At 56.7% G+C, this 1200-nt stretch carries 2 protein-coding genes; both read right to left on the reverse strand.

Annotated features, from left to right (window positions below):
* Positions 1-602 (reverse strand): NrfD/PsrC family molybdoenzyme membrane anchor subunit (nrfD, locus tag INT22_RS04990; protein ID WP_193067807.1); only part of this gene is annotated, 602 nt, incomplete at its 3' end.
* A partial coding sequence (locus INT22_RS04995) for a 4Fe-4S dicluster domain-containing protein (RefSeq protein ID WP_193067808.1) occupies positions 586-1200 on the reverse strand: 615 nt, incomplete at its 5' end. The genes nrfD and INT22_RS04995, both read right to left, overlap by 17 nt.

A 1200-nucleotide genomic window follows, 5' to 3' on the forward strand; every position in this document is an offset into this window, starting at 1 on the left:
AGTATTAACCCAGCGGCGGCAATAAATCCGCTCGCTACCAGCATGGGCGGTAGCCAAATGGTGTTCCATAGCGGGCGAGCTTTGACGATAGCTAACTCCGCTCCGGTGTAGAGCATAATGGCGCTTGAGAGCATCAGCGCGGCCAACCCAACCAGGGCCACCAGCGCTTTGGGTGTCGCGCCACTGCCCATACTCAACCACTTGGCGATCAACCCGCTCAGCCCTGCTGCCTGTTGGCGGGCCTGCAGCGCGGGTCGCCAAGCCAGCCAGGCGAAGCCTAAAACGCTGATCAGATACAGCGGCAGTACCACACTGCCAATCGACATCCACGAATGCGTATTGGCGTAGGCGTAGAAATGCCAAAAGCGCAGTGGCTGGTGTAGATCTGCCAATAAGGCCACCGGTGCGACTAACGTTGTGCTGACGCAGGCGATCATTGCCAGACGTGCTGTAGGCAACCAGGATTGCTTGCCAAACACCAGTGCGGGCGCTGCCAGCCAAAGGCTGGCGTAGGAGACCGCAATCATAAAAAAGTACTGCACTGCCCAGGGATACCAGGCGATGTCATAGCGTGGGGCGAGTAGTTCAATGGTGGAATTCATAGCCCATCTCCTGGCCGTGTGGGTCGAGCACTTCAAGCGCCACGGGTTCTGCCACGGGGCGCGTAGTGAATCGTTCGTCCATACCTAAATAGAACACTTGGGGAAGGGTGTTTTTTTCTGGCTGAAGCACCATGAGCGCGTCGCGATGCTCGTTGATCAGACGGCTGATTTGGCTGTCTGGATTGCGCATATCGCCAATAATGCGGGCACCACCCACACAGCTTTCAACGCAGGCAGGCAGTAGCCCCGCTTCTAAACGGTGAGCACAGAAGGTGCATTTGTCGGCAGTTTGAGTGCGTTCGTTAATAAAACGGGCATCGTAGGGGCAGGCGTTGACGCAGTAAGCACAGCCGACGCAGCGGTCACTATCGACGACAACGATGCCATCCTGCTGTTGATAGGTCGCCTCAACGGGACAAACAGGCACACAGGGCGGATTTTCGCAGTGGTTACATAGCCGCGGCAGCATAAACGTTGCCAGTTCACCACTTTCTTGGTGTTGCACTTCGTATTGAGAGACAGTGGTTCGAAACTGGCCAAGCGGTGCAGCATTCTCGATATGGCACGACACCGTGCAGGCTTGGCAGCCGATGCATTG

It is taken from the genome of Halomonas sp. 3D7M (assembly GCF_014897885.1).
Lineage (GTDB): Bacteria > Pseudomonadota > Gammaproteobacteria > Pseudomonadales > Halomonadaceae > Vreelandella.